This window comes from Lentzea sp. CA-135723 (assembly GCF_050936595.1).
GTDB lineage: Bacteria > Actinomycetota > Actinomycetes > Mycobacteriales > Pseudonocardiaceae > Lentzea.
The window spans coordinates 5,766,914-5,783,106 of record NZ_JBNJMK010000001.1; the positions used below are offsets into that span (position 1 = coordinate 5,766,914).

General features: G+C 67.7%; 17 protein-coding genes and 1 tRNA gene. 7 read left to right on the forward strand and 11 right to left on the reverse strand.

Annotated features, from left to right (window positions below):
* Nucleotides 1–18: 18 nt before the first annotated feature.
* Entirely contained in the window at nucleotides 19–300 is a 282-nt protein-coding gene (locus tag ACQEU1_RS26540; protein WP_093596166.1) for a hypothetical protein, read from the reverse strand.
* A gap of 154 nt (nucleotides 301–454) precedes the next feature.
* A complete protein-coding gene (locus ACQEU1_RS26545) occupies nucleotides 455–1,837 on the reverse strand; it encodes a helix-turn-helix domain-containing protein (protein WP_382442200.1) in 1,383 nt (460 codons plus the stop codon).
* Between the two features lie 191 nt (nucleotides 1,838–2,028).
* Between ACQEU1_RS26545 and ACQEU1_RS26550 the strand changes: the two genes are divergently transcribed.
* Entirely contained in the window at nucleotides 2,029–2,319 is a 291-nt protein-coding gene (locus tag ACQEU1_RS26550) for a hypothetical protein (RefSeq protein WP_433207077.1), read from the forward strand.
* A gap of 13 nt (nucleotides 2,320–2,332) precedes the next feature.
* Nucleotides 2,333–2,692 (forward strand): hypothetical protein, encoded by a 360-nt coding sequence (locus ACQEU1_RS26555; RefSeq protein WP_030480258.1) that lies wholly within the window; start codon nucleotides 2,333–2,335, stop codon nucleotides 2,690–2,692.
* Nucleotides 2,693–2,943: 251 nt separating this feature from the next.
* Here ACQEU1_RS26555 and ACQEU1_RS26560 read toward each other — a convergent pair whose 3' ends face one another.
* Genes ACQEU1_RS26560 through ACQEU1_RS26575 form a run of 4 tightly spaced genes read right to left on the reverse strand, consistent with a single transcriptional unit; the run spans nucleotide 2,944 to nucleotide 6,459 of the window.
* On the reverse strand, nucleotides 2,944–3,189 hold the full coding sequence (locus ACQEU1_RS26560; RefSeq protein ID WP_433207081.1) for a three-helix bundle dimerization domain-containing protein: 246 nt from the start codon (nucleotides 3,187–3,189) through the stop codon (nucleotides 2,944–2,946).
* A 39-nt stretch (nucleotides 3,190–3,228) separates the two neighbouring features.
* Nucleotides 3,229–4,011, reverse strand: a complete 783-nt coding sequence (locus ACQEU1_RS26565; protein WP_433207084.1) for an SDR family NAD(P)-dependent oxidoreductase — start codon at nucleotides 4,009–4,011, stop codon at nucleotides 3,229–3,231.
* On the reverse strand, nucleotides 4,011–5,171 hold the full coding sequence (locus tag ACQEU1_RS26570) for an MFS transporter (protein ID WP_433211784.1): 1,161 nt from the start codon (nucleotides 5,169–5,171) through the stop codon (nucleotides 4,011–4,013). The genes ACQEU1_RS26565 and ACQEU1_RS26570 overlap by 1 nt, the downstream gene beginning before the upstream one ends.
* Nucleotides 5,172–5,211: 40 nt before the next feature.
* Nucleotides 5,212–6,459: a GH1 family beta-glucosidase gene (locus ACQEU1_RS26575; RefSeq protein ID WP_433207087.1), complete on the reverse strand. Its 1,248-nt coding sequence runs from the start codon at nucleotides 6,457–6,459 to the stop codon at nucleotides 5,212–5,214.
* Nucleotides 6,460–6,541: 82 nt separating this feature from the next.
* Here ACQEU1_RS26575 and ACQEU1_RS26580 point away from each other — a divergent pair, with 82 nt between their 5' ends.
* Nucleotides 6,542–7,186 carry a TetR family transcriptional regulator gene (locus ACQEU1_RS26580; protein ID WP_394614705.1) on the forward strand — a complete coding sequence of 215 codons (645 nt, stop codon included), beginning with the start codon at nucleotides 6,542–6,544 and terminating at the stop codon, nucleotides 7,184–7,186.
* Nucleotides 7,187–7,347: 161 nt separating this feature from the next.
* On the opposite strand, the gene ACQEU1_RS26585 is transcribed toward ACQEU1_RS26580, so the two are convergent.
* A complete protein-coding gene (locus ACQEU1_RS26585) occupies nucleotides 7,348–8,529 on the reverse strand; it encodes an amino acid deaminase/aldolase (protein WP_433207092.1) in 1,182 nt (393 codons plus the stop codon).
* An 86-nt stretch (nucleotides 8,530–8,615) separates the two neighbouring features.
* Here ACQEU1_RS26585 and ACQEU1_RS26590 point away from each other — a divergent pair, with 86 nt between their 5' ends.
* A complete protein-coding gene (locus ACQEU1_RS26590) occupies nucleotides 8,616–9,896 on the forward strand; it encodes a D-arabinono-1,4-lactone oxidase (RefSeq protein ID WP_433207095.1) in 1,281 nt (426 codons plus the stop codon).
* Nucleotides 9,897–10,284: 388 nt separating this feature from the next.
* On the opposite strand, the gene ACQEU1_RS26595 is transcribed toward ACQEU1_RS26590, so the two are convergent.
* The 4 genes from ACQEU1_RS26595 to ACQEU1_RS26610 form a co-directional block, all read right to left on the reverse strand.
* Nucleotides 10,285–10,941 (reverse strand): NAD(P)H-binding protein, encoded by a 657-nt coding sequence (locus ACQEU1_RS26595; RefSeq protein ID WP_433207098.1) that lies wholly within the window; start codon nucleotides 10,939–10,941, stop codon nucleotides 10,285–10,287.
* A 14-nt stretch (nucleotides 10,942–10,955) separates the two neighbouring features.
* Nucleotides 10,956–11,573 (reverse strand): hypothetical protein, encoded by a 618-nt coding sequence (locus ACQEU1_RS26600; RefSeq protein WP_433207101.1) that lies wholly within the window; start codon nucleotides 11,571–11,573, stop codon nucleotides 10,956–10,958.
* A 315-nt stretch (nucleotides 11,574–11,888) separates the two neighbouring features.
* Nucleotides 11,889–12,716, reverse strand: a complete 828-nt coding sequence (locus tag ACQEU1_RS26605; RefSeq protein ID WP_433207104.1) for an NADP-dependent oxidoreductase — start codon at nucleotides 12,714–12,716, stop codon at nucleotides 11,889–11,891.
* A gap of 73 nt (nucleotides 12,717–12,789) precedes the next feature.
* A tRNA-Leu gene (locus ACQEU1_RS26610) sits at nucleotides 12,790–12,872 on the reverse strand.
* A 118-nt stretch (nucleotides 12,873–12,990) separates the two neighbouring features.
* On the opposite strand from ACQEU1_RS26610, the gene ACQEU1_RS26615 reads away from it, so the two are divergent.
* Genes ACQEU1_RS26615 through ACQEU1_RS26625 form a run of 3 tightly spaced genes read left to right on the forward strand, consistent with a single transcriptional unit; the run spans nucleotide 12,991 to nucleotide 16,190 of the window.
* Nucleotides 12,991–14,250 carry a DUF3662 and FHA domain-containing protein gene (locus ACQEU1_RS26615; RefSeq protein WP_433207107.1) on the forward strand — a complete coding sequence of 420 codons (1,260 nt, stop codon included), beginning with the start codon at nucleotides 12,991–12,993 and terminating at the stop codon, nucleotides 14,248–14,250.
* 51 nt (nucleotides 14,251–14,301) lie between these two features.
* Nucleotides 14,302–14,763, forward strand: a complete 462-nt coding sequence (locus ACQEU1_RS26620; RefSeq protein WP_030480247.1) for an FHA domain-containing protein FhaB/FipA — start codon at nucleotides 14,302–14,304, stop codon at nucleotides 14,761–14,763.
* Nucleotides 14,760–16,190 carry a PP2C family protein-serine/threonine phosphatase gene (locus tag ACQEU1_RS26625; protein WP_433207111.1) on the forward strand — a complete coding sequence of 477 codons (1,431 nt, stop codon included), beginning with the start codon at nucleotides 14,760–14,762 and terminating at the stop codon, nucleotides 16,188–16,190. Before ACQEU1_RS26620 ends, ACQEU1_RS26625 begins: the two co-directional genes overlap by 4 nt.
* The last annotated feature ends 3 nt before the right edge of the window (nucleotides 16,191–16,193 follow it).

Sequence of the window (16,193 nt, forward strand, 5' to 3'; positions counted from 1 at the left end):
GAGCTGCGCACGAACGGACTAATCGGTGATCAGTCGCGCCGAAGATTCTTCACGCATACGGGCGAGCCGGTTCATCGTCCGCTGACCGCGACGGTCCAGCTCACGGCTGTCGATCCAGCCGTTGGCGTAGTAGCGGTAGTCCTGGGCCAACGCCACGAGCTCGGCGAGGTAGTCGGCGGAACGTCGCCGGCGCTCCTCGTCAAAGCCCGCCAACAGCGGTAGCTGGGTGTCCACCACCTCGTCGAGCAACTGCGCGGATCGCAGCGCTCTCCTGGAACGCCACCTCCGAGTAAGGCTCACGCGCCGCACCTCGTCCTTCGCCCCGACCTGCCGCACCTTAGGCGTGGATTTCTCGCCCGTCGATGCTGCATTCGTGGGAGAAGGCTCTGGCGTTACCGGTTCGTGTCCCACACCATCCAATCGTGGTGCTATAGGACCCAAACGAGTTCGCAGGTCAGGCGGCCGACTCGGTGCCCGTGAAGCGTGCGACGCGGTCCGCGAGCTCGCGGGCCTCTGGGTTGTTGCGGCGCTTGTCGGCTTCCTGGCGGAGCGGCTCCATGCGCTGCTTGGTGCGCACGGACTTCAGGCTTTCCGACAGGTCAACGGCCTGGCGACCGATCTTGGCGCCGTGGTCGATGTCGCCTTCGAGCAGGTGGTTGATCGCCATCGACGTCAGGTTGAACGAGCGGCTGCGGGCGTACTCGTCACCGAAGTTGTTGATCGCCTTGGACAGCGCGGGGATCGCGGTCCTCGTGTACTTGGCGTCCACCGTCTGGGCCAGCTCCGTGTGCACCGTGCCGATCATGGACGAGAGGTCGATCTCGTTGAAGAACCGCGCCCAGGCGGGGGCTTCCGCGATGTTCGAGCGGGAGAACTCGTCCCGCGCACGGCCGAGCAGCTTCAGAGCCTGCTCGTCGGAGCCCATCTTGGCGTAGGCCCAGGCCTCGTTCGCGCAGAGAATGCCCACCGCGAGCTCGGAACCGGAGTTCTGCGCGGCCAGCTGGCCGAGCTGGAACACCTTGAGCGCGTCGTCAGGGGCGTTCTGGTGCAAGTACACGCGGCCCATGCGGTACAGGATGTTCGCCATCAGCGCCTCGTTCTCGCCCTGCTTGGCGAGGTCGAGCGCCTGACCGAAGTGGTTGCGGGCGGAGTCCATCAGGCCCGTGTCGAACGACGTCCAGCCGGCGAGGTTGTGCAGGTCCGCCAGTGCGACGAAGAGTCGCTGGCGGACGATGTCCGTAGAGCTCGCACCGAGCATCTGCTGTCCCCAGGACAGCTGCGCGACCACCGCGTCGCGGCAGGAACCGCCGCCGTACTGGTAGTCCAGGGCGCGCAACGCGCGAGTGGCCGCTTCGACCTGGCGCACATCGGTCATGCCGATGCGTCCCGGAGCCGGAGTCTGTGTGGGGTGTGAGACCCACGACCCGGAGTCCGCTCCGAACACGGCCGCGCCCACTGTCACGGCGGCGGCGTGCGCGAGGAACTTCCGACGCTTCACCGACTCGTCCTCCTCAGGATGGGGTGAGTCCGCGGTTGCGGCCACCCGTACTGCCGTTGTCTCGTCGTAGGCGAGACCCATGTATCCACGTGGGACACCCAGGCCCACGGCGATCCTGGTCAGGACGTCATATGCCATCACCTGGCGTCCCTTGAGGATCTCCGAGACCTCGGACTGCGACTGCCCAGTGAGCGCCGCGATCTGGCGCTGGGACACGCCGTGCCTTCGGAGCAGCCGGTAGACCGAGCTGATCTCTCGTCGGGCAAGTGCGTCCCGCATCTCCTGGTTGTCCCACACCTCGGCGGGGATAGGAGAGCCCTGGGAACTCATGGTGTTCATCGCGCACCCTCACAGTCCGTTGGGCGTCATCGGCAGACTAGGGGCAGGTCCCCGAGCCCGAGAAGTCCTCTTCGGCGGAGCTGATCGGCCCTACCGATAACCGCTTACCGCTCACCGTAAGACTTCCACCGGTGGGCGCTGTGACGTCCCGTTCCGGCATGAATCATCGCAATCTAGATTCCGGTAAGCGAGTGAGCACGGAGAGGAACGACCTAATAGTGGACAGCTCCTCCTCAGGCTCCACCTCCATTGTGGAGACGGGTGACACCGACTCCACATGGCGCGGCATGACCGGGCAACGTCGGACGTGGCAGATCAGCTGCGGCGACGTGGTCGACCGGGACCGCCAGCTCACCGTGAAGGTCGTCCAGGGCCAAGTGGTTCTGGTGGGACCTCCCGGAGAGACGGCAGTCTTGTCCTACGACCAGCTCGTACAGCTCAGGGCCGCGCTACGCGAAGCCGCCGACCAGGCGGAAAGGTGACGGTGACGTTTCGATGGACGCGATCCTCGGACAGGTTCTTCGCAACGCTGTGTGGGAACGCCTCGACCTGCTCACGGAGCTGGCGAGCCGCGCTGACGCCCCGTCCCTCCTGTCGGTGGCTCGATCCGAGCTCCCTCGGCTGACCGAGGGATGGCGTGCTCTGCTGGCAGCGCACGAGCCGGACGAGAAGGGCAACTGCCCTGAGTGCTCCGGCCGTTGGCGCCAGCAGAAGTCACCTTGCTCGGTGTGGCGCGCCGCGTACGAACACCTGGTTGCGGGCGGACTCGCCCCGCGCCCGGCTCGCCACCTGCGCGAGGCCCCGGTGACTCCTCCTGTCACCCGGTCCCGCCGCGCGGTGGCTCGAGCCCACTAACGGGCGTTTGCGACTGACCTGGCGTCCCCCCGACACGACCAGGTCTGCAAACCGCCTACTGACCGGTGGTCCGCGATGTGCGAACCCCCGACCGCTACATCGCGGGCCCCGGTCAGCTTTCACAACTCCACAGATTCCCGCGGGCCGGTGACGTGCACCCACCCTCCCCGACCGTCGTCGGCCCGCGGTCACCAAACATCGGCCCCCTTGCCTGCACCTCCCGCGCAGGTAAGGGGGCCGTTTCCACGTTGTCAGTCCTGCTCGGCCAGCTTCTGCTCGGCCGAGCGTGCGACCAGGATCGGCAGGAACGACTCGACCTTCGCCTGGTCCGCGATCTCGTCGTAGGCCTCGCGCACCGCGCCCTGAACGGCCTGGTCGTCGTAGTCGTCGCCGACGCGGCGCTGCACCTCGGACGCCGCCTGGCGCAGCTGGTCCTCCGACTCGGCGTGGAGGTTGTGCGGGTCGCGGACGAGGTGGCCGTCGATTGTCTCGCTCATGGTGTCCTCCCTAGGCTTGTGGCCAGTGAGTTCCCACTTTCAGCGGTGCGTACCCGTCTTCCAGGCCAGGTAGCCGGTCAGGTTCGGGAAGAGCCGGCCGGAGATCTCGAACGCCTTGAGCTGCCACGGGAACAGGTGCTCAGCGCGTTCCTTCTCCACCGCGGCGACGATCTCCTTCGCCACCCGGTCCGGCGTCACGGACGGGATCATCAGCCGGGCCGCGCCCGGAATCCGCTCTTCGGCGCCGGGGTTGTTGACGAAGTACTCGCTGCTCACCTTGCCGGGGATGACCTCGCTGACGCCGATGCCGGTGCCGCGCAGGTCGAGGCGCAGTGACGCGGTCAAGCCGCGCAACGCCCACCGCGCCGACTGGTAGCCCACGCAGCCGGGGATCGGGACGCGGGAGACCGGCGAGTTCACGTTGACGATCCAGCCGGAGCCACGGGCCCGCATCGCGGCCAGGTACTCCCTGGTCAGCAGCAACGCGGCCAGGTACGGCACGGCGGTCATCGTGAGGAGCTCGTCCGGCTCGGTGTCGTCGAGGAACAGCCAGCGGCCCACACCCGCGTTGTTGACCAGCACGTCAGGCGTGGGAACGGCCTCGGCGAGCGCGCGGATCTGGTCGCCGTCCGCCAGATCGGCCTGATGAGCGGTCGCCGAGCCGCCGAACTCCGTGATCCGCTTGACCTGTTGATCGAGCAGTTCGGCGCTGCGGGCCACAAGGTGGACGTGCGCGCCGCGGCCGGCGAACCGGAACGCCGCTTCCGCGCCGATTCCCTGGGACGCGCCCGTGACCAGAACCGTCTTGCCCGAGACCTGCATCAGACCACCGATCGCACTCGACTCATCAACACCGCGGCCAGCGTGGTCGCCAGCGCGGAGACCGCGAACAGGCCCCTGTACCCACCGAGGTTCGCGAGGATCATCGCCGTCAGCAACGGGGCGATGACCTGCGGCAACGCGTTGGCGACGTTCAGCACGCCGAGGTCCTTGGCCCGGTCGGAGGCGGCCGGCAGCACCTGGGTGAGCAGCGCGATCGCGACGGCCCAGTACGTGCCGAAGCCGACGCCGAGCAGCGGGGCGGCGACGAGCGCGGCCTCCCACGTGGGAAAAGCGACCAGCAGCAGCGCCGCGATGGCCATGACGACCGAGGCGAGGTAGACGTACGGCTTGCGGTGGCCAGAACGATCACTCCGTGCGCCGAACAGCACCGCTCCTGCGGCGAGCGCCACCCCGTAGAGCGCCATCAGCACCAGCAGACCGTCTTCCGGGGACGGGTGGTGGACGACGTCGCCGAGGAAGTAGAGGAGGTAGAGGGTGCCGAACGCGTTGCCGAGGTTGATCATCAGGTGGCCGAGCCACGCCCATGCGAAGTCGGGGTGTTCCTTCGGCGAGATCCAGAACGTCGGCTTCACCGGCTTCGCGATGAGCTGCGTGTCCGGTGTGCGCCACACGAAGAAGATGGCTCCCACCACCACGATGACCGCGCACGCCAGGTAGCCGTTCGTCAGTCCGCTGACCAGCAACGTCACCACGACCGCGCCCAGCACCGTGCCGAGCATCTGGCTGATACCGATGAGCCCGCCGACCTGCGCCCGTTGCGCGACGGGCACCCGGTCCGGCACGGCGGAGGTCAACGCGGCGAGCATGCCGCCGATCCCCGCCTGCACCAGACACCAGCCCACGGTCATGACGAACACCGACGGCGCGTTCGCCAACACGGCCAGACCGACGGCACCAAGAGCGGCACCGGCCAACGTCCACGGATGACGACGACCGAACCGTGAGGTCGTGCGGTCGCTCAAGAACCCGATGAGCGGCACGACCAGCAACGACACCAGCGCACCGACACCGGTGACGATGCCGAAGACGAACTCCTTGTTCGCCTTGTCGAGCAGCTCTGCCTGCTGCGGCAACAGCACCTGGATCGGTGCGTAGATCGCGAGCCACAGGCCGAGGTTCGCCGCGAAGAGCCAGGCCATCCAGCCTCTTCGAACCGGGACCACCGGTTCGGCGAGCGCCTCACTCACCGCTGATCACCCCGCGGTACCAGTGGAACGAGTCGCGCGGCGTGCGGACCTGCGTCTCGAAGTCGACCTCGACCAGGCCGAACCGCTGCGAGTACCCGGCCTCCCACTCGAAGTTGTCGATCAACGACCACACGAAGTAGCCGGAGACGTCGGCCGCCTGAGCAGCCTTGAGGTGCCCGTCGAGGTAGGCGACCCGGTCGGTGTCCGCGATCCCGGCGGGGAAGCTGCACCCGCTCTCGGTGACGTGCACCGGCGGCAGCCCAGGGTGCCGTTCGCGCAGGGTCGTGATCATCTCGGTCAGCCCTGACGGCACGATCGGCCAGCCGAACCCGGTGCGCTCGAACTCGTCGATCTCCACCAGTTCGAACGGCAGCGGGTTGCCCTCGGACGGCGACCGCAGCCGCGTCGGGTTGTAGTAGTTCACGCCGTAGAAGTCGAGCGGCTGGTTGATCGTGCGCAGGTCACCGTCCTGAACGGGCAGCATTTCGGCGACTGCGTCGGGATATCGGCCCGACAGCATCGGATCCGCGTACAACCAGTTGTGGATTTCGCTGTACGCCTCGGCAGCTGCTACGTCCTCGGGCCCCACGGGCCAGGCCGGCGTGTGGTTGTTCGCCGTGCCAACCGCTTGCGCGCCCGCCGAACGGAGTACTTCGACCGCACGGCCGTGCGCGAGGTTGAGGTGGTGGGCGGTCGGCAACGCGTCGAAGAGCATCGTCTTGCCAGGGGCATGCTCACCGATCGCATAACCCTGCAACGTCACCATCGCGGGTTCGTTGACCGGGATCCACATCCTGACCCGGTCGGCGAGGCGGTCCGCGACGAGTGCGGTGTAGTCGGCGAACCGGTCGGCGATGTCCCGGTTCAGCCAACCTCCCTCGTCTTCCAAAGCCGTGGGGGTGTCCCAGTGGTACAACGTCACCACTGGGGCGATACCGACGTCGACGAGCGCGTCGACCAGGCGGTCGTAGAAGTCGAGTCCCTCGGCGTTGACAGGTCCCTTGCCGGTGGGCTGGATGCGCGGCCACGCGATCGAGAACCGATACGCGTTCACGCCGAGCTGCGTCATGAGCGCAACGTCCTCGCGCCACCGGTGGTAGTGGTCGCACGCAACGGAAGCGTTCTGGTTCTCGTGTACCGGGGAGAAGGCGTCCCACACCGAGGGACCCCGACCGCCGGCATCGAACGCGCCCTCGATCTGGAACGCGGACGTCGACACTCCCCACAGGAAGTCGCTCATCGATCCTCCAAATGTGAAACTTGTTCGGATCGTAGGCGTGTTGACAGGTTCAGGGAAGTGAAAGAGCCGTACAACAGGCAAGATGGAAGTACCCGAACTACTGGGAGTCGCCGTGACGAGCACCACCCCGCTTCGCCGCCAGCCCGTCCAGCAGCGCAGCGCCAAAAGAGTCGAGCGGATGCTCGAAGCCTGCGCCACCCTGATCGACGAGGTGGGCTACGACGGCGTCACCACGACGCTGATCGCGGAGAGAGCGGGCGTCGCGGTCGGCTCGCTCTACCAGTTCTTCCCCGACAAGAGAGCCGTCGTGCAGGCGCTGACCCTGCGCAACGTCGACAAGTTCTCCCAGGGCATCACCGAACGGCTCGAGCAGGCGACGCTCGAGCACTGGTGGGACGCCGTGGACACGGTGTTCGACGTCTACGTGACGATGCACCGCGAGATCCCGGCGTTCGGCAAGCTGCACTTCGGTGACGTCGTGGACATGCGCCTGCTGGACGACCGCCGTGACAACAACGCCGTCATCTCCGACAAGATCTCGGAGCTGATCGCCGGCAAGTTCAGCATCCCGTTCGGCGAGGTCGGCCTGCCGATCGCGATCGCCGTCGAGGCCGCGGACGCCGTGCTGAAGATGGCGTTCCGCAACAACCCGACGGGCGATCAGGCGATCTTGATCGAGGCGAAGGCGCTGGTCAGGGGTTACCTGTCGTCGCGCCTGCCCGCCTAGGCCCTGTCCTGCAAGTTCGTCAGGTGAGAGGCGCGGGCGAGCGACCCGGAGACGGTGCCGCCGCGATGCCCTCATACCGGAGGTATACGGGCATCGCGGCGGTGCCGTCTCCGGGTCCCTCGGCTGCCACTGTCGCCCGACGAACTTGCAGGACAGGGCCTCTAGCCGAAGTTCCTGCGCTCGCCGCGGTACGTGGGCACGGTGCGCTCGATGCTGTCGCCGTGCACCAGGTGCACCTCGTCGAACCGCTCGAACAGCTCACCGGCCTTGGCGTGCCGCATCCAGACCCGGTCGCCGATCTTCAACTGCTCGGCGGCCTTGCCGGTGACCGGCGTCTGCACCTCGCCGGCGCCTTCGAGGCCGAGCGTCTTCAGCCCCTCCGGCAGGTACGGCGACGGCTGGCGGTCGGGCGTCGACGTGCCGGACGCGATGTACCCGCCGGCGAACAGCGTCGCGACCCGCCTGGTCGGCTTGCGCACCACCGACAACGCGAAGAGCGCCGACGGTTCGGGCTTGAAGGCCTGGTAGCCGTCGAAGAGCGTCGGCCCGAAGAGCCCGGATCCCGCCGCGAGCTCCGTGACGGACGGGTCGGTGCCGGTGAGCTCCAGGCTGCCGGTGCCACCGCCGTTCACGAACTCGAGCTCCGCGACCTGCCTGACAGCGTTGACCACCGCCGTCCGGCGCCCGATCAGCTCGGGCCCGGACTTCGACTGGATGAACCGGATGCCGAGCGCCCGCAGCGGCTGACCGGGCGGGTTGTCGCCGAGTCCCGCGATCTGCCCTTCGTACGCCATGATCCCGACGAGCTTGAACCCGTTGCGCCGCACGATCTTCGCCGCGAGCGCCCCCGCCTGCTGCGGGGTGAAGACCGGCGAGCGGCGGACTCCGATGTGGACACCGGGCAGCGGCTTCCACGAGACGTCGAGCTCCAGGCAGACCCGGATGTCCGCGTGCGGCCCGATGGCCGAGTCCACGAAGTCGAGCGACTCCACCGAGTCGACCATGATCGTGACGCGCTGACGTGCCGTTTCGTTGGCCGCGAGCTTCTGCAGGGACGCCCGGTCCGCGGTCGGGTAGGCGACGAGCAGGTCTTCGCTGACGTTCTGCTCGGACAGCCACAACGCCTCGGCCAGCGAGTAGCACATGACCCCGGCGAAACCGGGCCGTTCGAGCACCCGGCTCACCAGGTCGCGCACGCGGATCGACTTGCTCGCCACCCGGATCGGATGACCGGCAGCGCGACGGGCGAGGTCCGCCGCGTTGTGGTCGAAGGCATCCAGGTCGACGATCGCGAACGGAGGATCCAGATCCTTCGTCGCGGCATCGAGTCGAGTTCTGCGCATGCCCTGACGGTACGTCCTCAACCCTTGAAACGTGAAGAGCTTTCACTTACGTTACTCGCAGGTCACACTCTCTCGTGGAGGTTCGCGTGTGGACGAACTGGGCTAAAACGGCGTCGTGCTCAGCGCGCATCGTCCACCCGGCCAGCACCGACGAGATCGTGACAGCGGTCCTCTCCGGTTCCCGCGTGCGCGCCCGAGGCAGCGGCCACTCGTTCAACGACATCGCCGTGGCCTCCGAGGTCGCGCTGGACCTGGACCGCTGGACCGGCATCGTCCGCGCGGACACGGAAACCGGCCTGGTCACCGTCCGCTCCGGCACCCCGCTCTGGGCGTTCAACGCAGACCTGCACCGCCTCGGCCTGGCCATGCCGAACCTGGGCGACATCGACGCGCAAACCGTGGCCGGCGCGGTCTCCACCTCGACCCACGGCACCGGCGGCAAACTCGGCGTCCTGGCCACCGCGATCCACTCGCTGGAACTGGTCCTCGCCGACGGCTCGGTCGTGCAGTGCTCGCGCGACGAACGCCCGGACCTGTTCAACGCCGCCCGCGTGGGCCTGGGCGCACTCGGCGTCATCAGCACCCTGACCCTGCAGTGCGTCCCGTCGTTCGTCCTGCAGGCCTCCGAATCCCCCGGCCGCCTCGACGCCGTGCTGGAGCAGTTCGACGACCTCTGCGCAGTCGAGGACCACGTCGAGTTCCACTGGTTCACGCACTCGGACCGCGTGATCCTCAAGCGCAACAACAGGATCACCACCCAGGCCCGCCCGCTCTCGAAGCTCCGCCAGACCTGGGAGTACGAGGTGATGGAGAACGCCGCGTTCGGCGCCGTCACCAAGGTGGCGAAGACCTTCCCCCGCTACACCCAGCGCCTCAACGAACTCTGCGGCTCGCTCATCTCCGAACGGTCCTATTCGGACTACTCGCACAACGTCTTCGTGACCCCGCGCCGAGTCCGCTTCGTGGAGACCGAGTTCTCGATCCCCCGCGAGACCCTGATGGACGTGATCGGCGAACTCCGCGCGGTGGCCAGGAAACTGGACGCCCGCGACCACCTGATCGTCCCGTGCGAGGTGCGCGTGGCCCAGGCCGACGACATCTGGCTGTCCACGGCGAACGGCCGCGACACCGCGTACATCTCGATGCACCAGGCACTCGGCATGCAGTACAAGGCGTTCTTCGACGCGTACGCACGCATCGCGGCGTCCGTGGGCGGCCGCCCGCACTGGGGCAAGTTGCACGACCTCACCGCCGCGGACCTGCGCCCGCTGTACCCGCACTTCGACGACTTCCTGAAGGTGCGGGACGAGGTCGACCCGGGCAGGACGTTCACGAACGCCTACCTGGACCGCGTCCTAGGCACCTGACCAAACGCGAAGCCGAAGGCGAGCCGACCCGACGGCGTAGCCGAGGCGGTTGGCTTTTGCTTTTGCCCTTAGCCAAGAGGGCCCGGCGGTGGGGTCCCGTCACGAGGCGCGCCACAGCTCTTGCTGCACCAGAGCAGGGGTGTCAAACGGACACGCTCTTCGTCCGTTTGACACCCCTGCTCTGGTGTGGCCCGCTCTTGGCTCGACTTGTGACGGGACCCCACCGCCAACGCAACCACACTACGAAACAGGCAGCCGCCCAACACAAACAGGCGTGCCATCAACCCGCTCATCGCGCGGTGCCCCCCGATCAGATTGCCGGGGGTCTGGGGGCAGAGCCCCCGGAGGGAAGCACGCAAGGCGAACCCGCAAACGCAACAGGGGAACCCTACGAAACGGCGCGAACCGCCTCAGCGACCGGCGTCTCGCCGTTCACCAGCTCGATCGTCTTGCCGATCGTGTTGCGAGCGTCGAGCAACTCCGCCAGCACGGCGGCGACGTCCGCCCGTGTGACCGGAGACCGAGGCAACCGAGGCGCCCCAAGCGTGACCAGCCCGGTAGCCGGATCGTTCACCAACGGCCCAGGCCGCAAGATCGTCCACTCCAGATCACGCGGCTTCAGGTCCTCTTCGGCGAGCTTCTTCGCCTTGAGGTACACGGCGAACTCGGGATCCACCGAGGGCGAGTCAGCGGACTCGATCCCCACCGTGGACACCTGGAGGAACCGCCGCACCCCGGCCTCGACAGCAGCGGAGGCGAAGAGCGCAGCGGCCCCGTAGTCCACGGTGTCCTTCCGGGCGGCGCCGGATCCGGCGCCCGCACCAGCGGCGAACACTGCCGCGTCTGCACCGTTCAAATACGCGGCGACCGAGTCCAGAGAGGCGGACTCCAGGTCGCACAACACCGGAACGGCTCCGGCTTCCTGCACATCACCAAAATGATCGGGGTTTCGGACCAACGCGGTGGCGGCGTGTCCACGGGTGGCCAGCTGCTGCTCGAGAAGCAGCGCGATCTGCCCGTGTCCGCCGGCTATGACTACTCGCATAGGCCGACCGTAGATCAGGACGCGGTGGCGAGCACCTGCTCGTAGACGAGCTCGTTGACCCAGCGGGTGATGGCAGTGTCCTCGGCGGGGACCATTTCCTGGCGGCCGGAGACGTCGACCGAGAGGTCCTTCTCGTCGTCCGCCAGCAGGACGGAGACGCCGTAGCGGCGGACGCGCGGCAGGCAGTTGGCGAGGTAGTCGTGCGAGAACGCGACCGACTCGGGGAGGACGACCGCGGCGTTGCCGTAGCGGGCGAAGGGGACCGCGGAGGCGAGGGCGGTGCGCCAGTGGCGGGCGACGGCGAGGACGCCGACGATGCGGACGGCGGCCGGCGGGACGCGGCCTTCCATCTCCGGCCACACCCAGGTGGAGACGGTGGTCTTGTCGGCCTCGGGGGCCGCGCCGACGCAGACGCGCTCGGCGTGGGCGTCGGCCAGGAGTTCGGCCACCACGACGACCTTGCGGCCCATCAGGACCATTTCCGGGAGAACGACTCCGTGCCAGCCGAGGCGGATCGCCGCAGCGGCTGCCAACTCCTCGACGGACGCGGGCAGTTCCGGAACCGGGACCGGGGTGGTCGACAGACCGTTCGAGCTGTCGAGTGCCGCGATCCTTGCTGGGGTGCTGCTCACGCCAGTGCCTCCTCGTCACCCGCGGCGGGAGATCCGCCGCGTTTCGACTCGTGCTCTGCATAAGAATTAGCAGCAAGCCCCCGGCCCGCCCCCAGGTCAGCGCACCCCCTGCGATCGACGGCGCCGACCGGTCGGTGACCGGTCGAAGAGTGGTGTGGCGAATTCGGTCCTACGGTGCTGCCGTCTGGGTGACGTTAATCCGTATGGACGCACCAAAAGACCTGCTCAGGGTGGGCGCGTCAGGCGTGGCGGCAAATTTCCGCCCAGCGGTGCCGGTCACCGTCCGCCGACCGTTCACCGCTCCAGAACGACCACCTACATGATGATCACGGTCTTGCCGCGACTGTGACCTGCGAAAACATCGAATGCTTCACGCAAAGGCACACGTCGGGCGATCGGCACTTCGAGGTCGCCGGCCTGGACCATGGACGCCAAGCGCACCAACGTCTCCCGCGAGCCCTTCATGCTGAAGTTCTGTGCGGCATCAGCAGAAACGAAGTTCGTGTTGAACGCCAACGGCGCGTAGCGCGCGTTCGCCTCGAACGACGAACGGTCGGCGCTCACGAGGTCGATGAGCGCATCAGCTTCCACAAGCGAGTCGCCACGCCCCACGGGAATCACGCGCTTGCCCGCCGCACGCGCGATCTGGACGGCGAACGACCCGACGCCACCCGTCGCACCGACGACCAACACGGATTCCGCAGTGCCGAGCGCCTCGACCAACTGCAATGCCGTCATGCCCGCAGTGGGCAATGCGGCGGCGACCGCAGGATCGAGGTCTTCCGGCAACGGAGCCAACGCGTTCCCGGCCGGAACTGTGACGTACTCGGCGTATGTTCCCTCGCCGACCGGGCGCCGGAAGAAGGTGCCGAAAATCCTCTCTCCGGAACCGACGACCTCACCCGCACCATCAGTTCCGGGAACCAGCGGGAACCGATGAGGAGCCGAGTCGCGCAGCATCCCGTTCACGACTTTGCGGTCGAACGGGTTGACGCTCGCCGCGAACAACCGCACCTTGAGCTCGTTCGGACCCGCCTGCGGCTCGGGAACCTCCACGAGGCCCAGTTCCGCGCCGAACTCGGCTGCCGCTATCGCCCACATGCTGGCCCCCGAACGAGTGACAGACATCACCTGTTGGATCAAGGAATCCGATCCTGCCGATCAACGAAAGAACCCCCCTCGCGATTCCGCGAGGGGGGTTCCATCTGTCTTTCGATGGGCAAGGGGGGAGTTGAACCCCCACGTCCTTTCGGACACACGGACCTGAACCGTGCGCGTCTGCCATTCCGCCACTTGCCCCTGGAGACGTTGGAAACACTAGCACGCGCCCAAACCAGCTTCCTAATCGCCCCCCTGTAAGCGCCGTCGTACCCGGATACGATCGGGGTGGGAGCCCGTCCGCGTGGAAGGAGTCGACATGGGCCTGCAACGCTTCGAGCGCAAGCTCGAAGGTCTCGTCGGCAACACCTTCGCGCGGGTGTTCGGCGGCAGCGTGGTGCCCCAAGAGGTGGCACAGGCACTGCATCGGGAGGGTGACGGCAACATCCGCGAGCTCGCGGGTGGCAGACTGCTAGCCCCCAACCACTACAAGGTGCTCCTCGGACCTCAGGACCACGAACGTCTTGCGGGCGACGAGCAGGATGAACTACGCATCACACAGCTTCTCGCAGAGGGCCTGCGAGAGCACCTGGCCGAGTCCGGATGGGATACCTATGGTGACGTCGTAGTCTCCCTGGAGCGCTCCGAGGCGCTGCACACCGGACAGTTCCGAACCAGCTCGTCCGTCGACCCCGACGTGAAAGCGGCCAGCCGACGGTCAGCACAACCTCGCACCGCAGGAGACCGACCCATGAGCCAGCCACCCGGCTACGGACAAGGACAGGGCCAGCCCGGCCAGGACCCTTATGGTCAGGGCGGCTACGGCCAGCAGGGCTACGACCAGCAGGGCTACGGCCAGCAGCAGCAACAGGGCTACGGCCAGGACCAGGGCTACGGCCAGCAGCAAGGCGGCGGCTACGGCCAGGACCAGGGCTATGGCCAGCAGCAGGGCTACGGCCAGCAGGGCTACGACCAGGGATATGGCGGCGGCCAGCAGGGCGGCGGCTACGACCAGGGTTACGGCCAGCAGCAGCAGGGCTACGACCAGGGTTACGGCGGCGGCCAGCAGGGCTACGGCCAGGACCAGGGTTACGGCCAGCAGCAGGGCTACGGCCAGCAGGGCTACGACCAGGGCTACGGCGGCGGCCAGCAGGGCGGCGGCTACGACCAGGGCTACGGCCAGCAGCAGGGCGGCGGTTACGACCAGGGTTACGGCCAGCAAGGTGGCTACGACCAGGGCTACAACCAGGGCGGATACGCCCCGCCGGCCACCCAGGGCGGCAACCGTCAGCTCAACGCGACGCTGCACCTCGACGACGGATCGAACCGGACGTACAACCTGAAGCAGGGTGGAAACGTCGTAGGACGTGGGCAGGAAGCCGACTTCCGCCTCCCGGACACGGGTGTCTCCAGGCGCCACCTGGAAATCTCCTGGGACGGGCAGAATGCGATGCTCGCTGATCTCGGTTCGACCAACGGCACCACGGTGAACGGGACGCCAGTGCAGACTTGGCAGCTCGCGGAAGGCGACGTCGTCCGCATCGGCCACTCGTCTCTGGTCTTCCGCACCGCGGGCTAGTGGTCGATACGGGCATCGGTAAGCAACTCAAGGCAGGAGCGGTTACAACCGGTGCAAGAGCTGGTGATGCAGCTGACCAGAGCGGGCTTTCTCGTGCTCCTCTGGCTCTTTGTGCTGGCCGCCCTACGTGTGGTCCGCTCTGATCTATACGCAGCCTCAGGGCTCCGGGCGTCAGGTCTGCCCGGATTCCGGAGGTCCGAGAAGTCGGCGAGGGGAAGCAAGGCACCTCGGCAACTCGTGGTCACCCACGGGGCGCTGACCGGTACCCGCATCTCGCTCGACGGCAGGCCGATCCTGATCGGCCGCGCTGACGACTCCACCCTGGTCCTGGACGACGACTTCGCGTCGACCAGGCACGCGCGGCTGTCCATGCGCGGTACCGACTGGTACGTGGAGGACCTCGGCTCCACGAACGGCACCTACCTGGACCGAGCCAAGGTCACCGCACCCCTGCGCGTACCTCTCGGCACCCCGATCCGCATTGGCAAAACGGTGATCGAGCTGCGCTCATGACCTTGGTTCTTCGATACGCGGCCCGCAGCGACAGGGGCCTGGTTCGTTCCAACAACCAGGACTCCGTGTACGCGGGCCCCCGCCTGCTCGCAGTAGCCGACGGCATGGGTGGCCACGCCGCCGGTGAGGTCGCGAGCAAGGTGGTCATCGCCTCGCTGGCCCACGTCGACGACGACGAGCCGGGCGACGACCTCCTCGGCAAGCTGCGCGACGCGGTCGCGAGTGGCAACGGCGCCATCTCCGAGCTCGTGACGAGCGACCCGGACCTGGAGGGCATGGGCACCACGCTCACGGCCATCCTGTTCGCGGGCAACCGCCTCGGGCTCGTGCACATCGGCGACTCGCGCGCGTACCTCCTGAGGGAGGGCTCCTTCGCGCAGATCACGCACGACGACACGTTCGTCCAGTCGTTGATCGACGAGGGCCGGATCACCCCGGACGAGGCCGCCACGCACCCGCAACGCTCGCTGCTGCTGCGCGCCCTCACGGGGCACGACTTCGAGCCCAGTCTCACGGTGCGCGAGGCGCGCGCCGGCGACCGGTTCCTGCTCTGCTCGGACGGTCTGTCCGGCGTCGTGAGCCTGGAGACGCTCGACGAGGCGATCCGCATCCCCGACCCGCAGGCCTGCGCGGACCGGATGATCGAGCTGGCGCTCAAGGGCGGCGGTCCCGACAACGTCACGGTGATCGTGGCGGACGTCGAGGACGTCGACTTCGGCGACAACTACCCGATCGTCGGTGGCGCGGCCGGTGACGGCAGCGACGAGCACAACACTCCCCCGGACTCGGCGGCCTCGCGGGCGGCGACGCTCACGCAGCAGCGTCCGCCCATGCCGCAGCGCATGGACGCACCGCCGCCTCCGCCGCCCGACCCGAAGCGCAAGAAGCGCAACGCCATCAAGGCGTTCGCGATCGTCTTCGTGCTGGTGCTGCTCGCGGCGGTCGTGGCGGTCGGCGGCAAGCTGTGGATCAACACCCAGTACTACGTCGGCGCCACCGAGGACGGCCAGGTCGCGATCTTCCGCGGCCTCAACGGCTCGGTGCTCGGCTTCAAGCTGTCGTCCAAGATCGAGGACTCGTGCCCGCCCGGATCCACGGGCTGCACCCCGATCACGCTGAAGGACCTGCAGGAAGCCGGCCGCAAGACGATCACCGCGGGCATCCGCAGCGACAACGGCCTGGACGGCGCGCGCGCCGCGGTCCGGTTGCTGCGCACCGAACACATGCTGCCGCTGTGCAAGGACACGTCGTCGACGCCGACCACCCCGTCGACGCCCTCGACGACGCCGTCCACCCCGAGCAGCACTCCGTCCGGTACCGGCACGCCGTCCGCCAACGGTTCGGTCGCGCCGTCGACCGGTGCGTCGGAGCCCTCACTCACCCCGTCCCAGCAGCAGGTCGGTGTGGAATGCCGGGAGGGTCCGTAGTTG

Excerpts from the sequence above, each read along its gene's own strand:
- ACQEU1_RS26545 (WP_382442200.1), bottom strand. The coding sequence starts at position 1,837 with ATGAACACCATGAGTTCCCAGGGCTCTCCTATCCCCGCCGAGGTGTGG.
- ACQEU1_RS26555 (WP_030480258.1), top strand. The coding sequence starts at position 2,333 with ATGGACGCGATCCTCGGACAGGTTCTTCGCAACGCTGTGTGGGAACGC.
- ACQEU1_RS26560 (WP_433207081.1), bottom strand. The coding sequence starts at position 3,189 with ATGAGCGAGACAATCGACGGCCACCTCGTCCGCGACCCGCACAACCTC.
- ACQEU1_RS26565 (WP_433207084.1), bottom strand. The coding sequence starts at position 4,011 with ATGCAGGTCTCGGGCAAGACGGTTCTGGTCACGGGCGCGTCCCAGGGA.
- ACQEU1_RS26570 (WP_433211784.1), bottom strand. The coding sequence starts at position 5,171 with ATGGCCTGGCTCTTCGCGGCGAACCTCGGCCTGTGGCTCGCGATCTAC.
- ACQEU1_RS26575 (WP_433207087.1), bottom strand. The coding sequence starts at position 6,459 with ATGAGCGACTTCCTGTGGGGAGTGTCGACGTCCGCGTTCCAGATCGAG.
- ACQEU1_RS26580 (WP_394614705.1), top strand. The coding sequence starts at position 6,542 with ATGGAAGTACCCGAACTACTGGGAGTCGCCGTGACGAGCACCACCCCG.
- ACQEU1_RS26585 (WP_433207092.1), bottom strand. The coding sequence starts at position 8,529 with ATGCGCAGAACTCGACTCGATGCCGCGACGAAGGATCTGGATCCTCCG.
- ACQEU1_RS26595 (WP_433207098.1), bottom strand. The coding sequence starts at position 10,941 with ATGCGAGTAGTCATAGCCGGCGGACACGGGCAGATCGCGCTGCTTCTC.
- ACQEU1_RS26615 (WP_433207107.1), top strand. The coding sequence starts at position 12,991 with ATGGGCCTGCAACGCTTCGAGCGCAAGCTCGAAGGTCTCGTCGGCAAC.
- ACQEU1_RS26625 (WP_433207111.1), top strand. The coding sequence starts at position 14,760 with ATGACCTTGGTTCTTCGATACGCGGCCCGCAGCGACAGGGGCCTGGTT.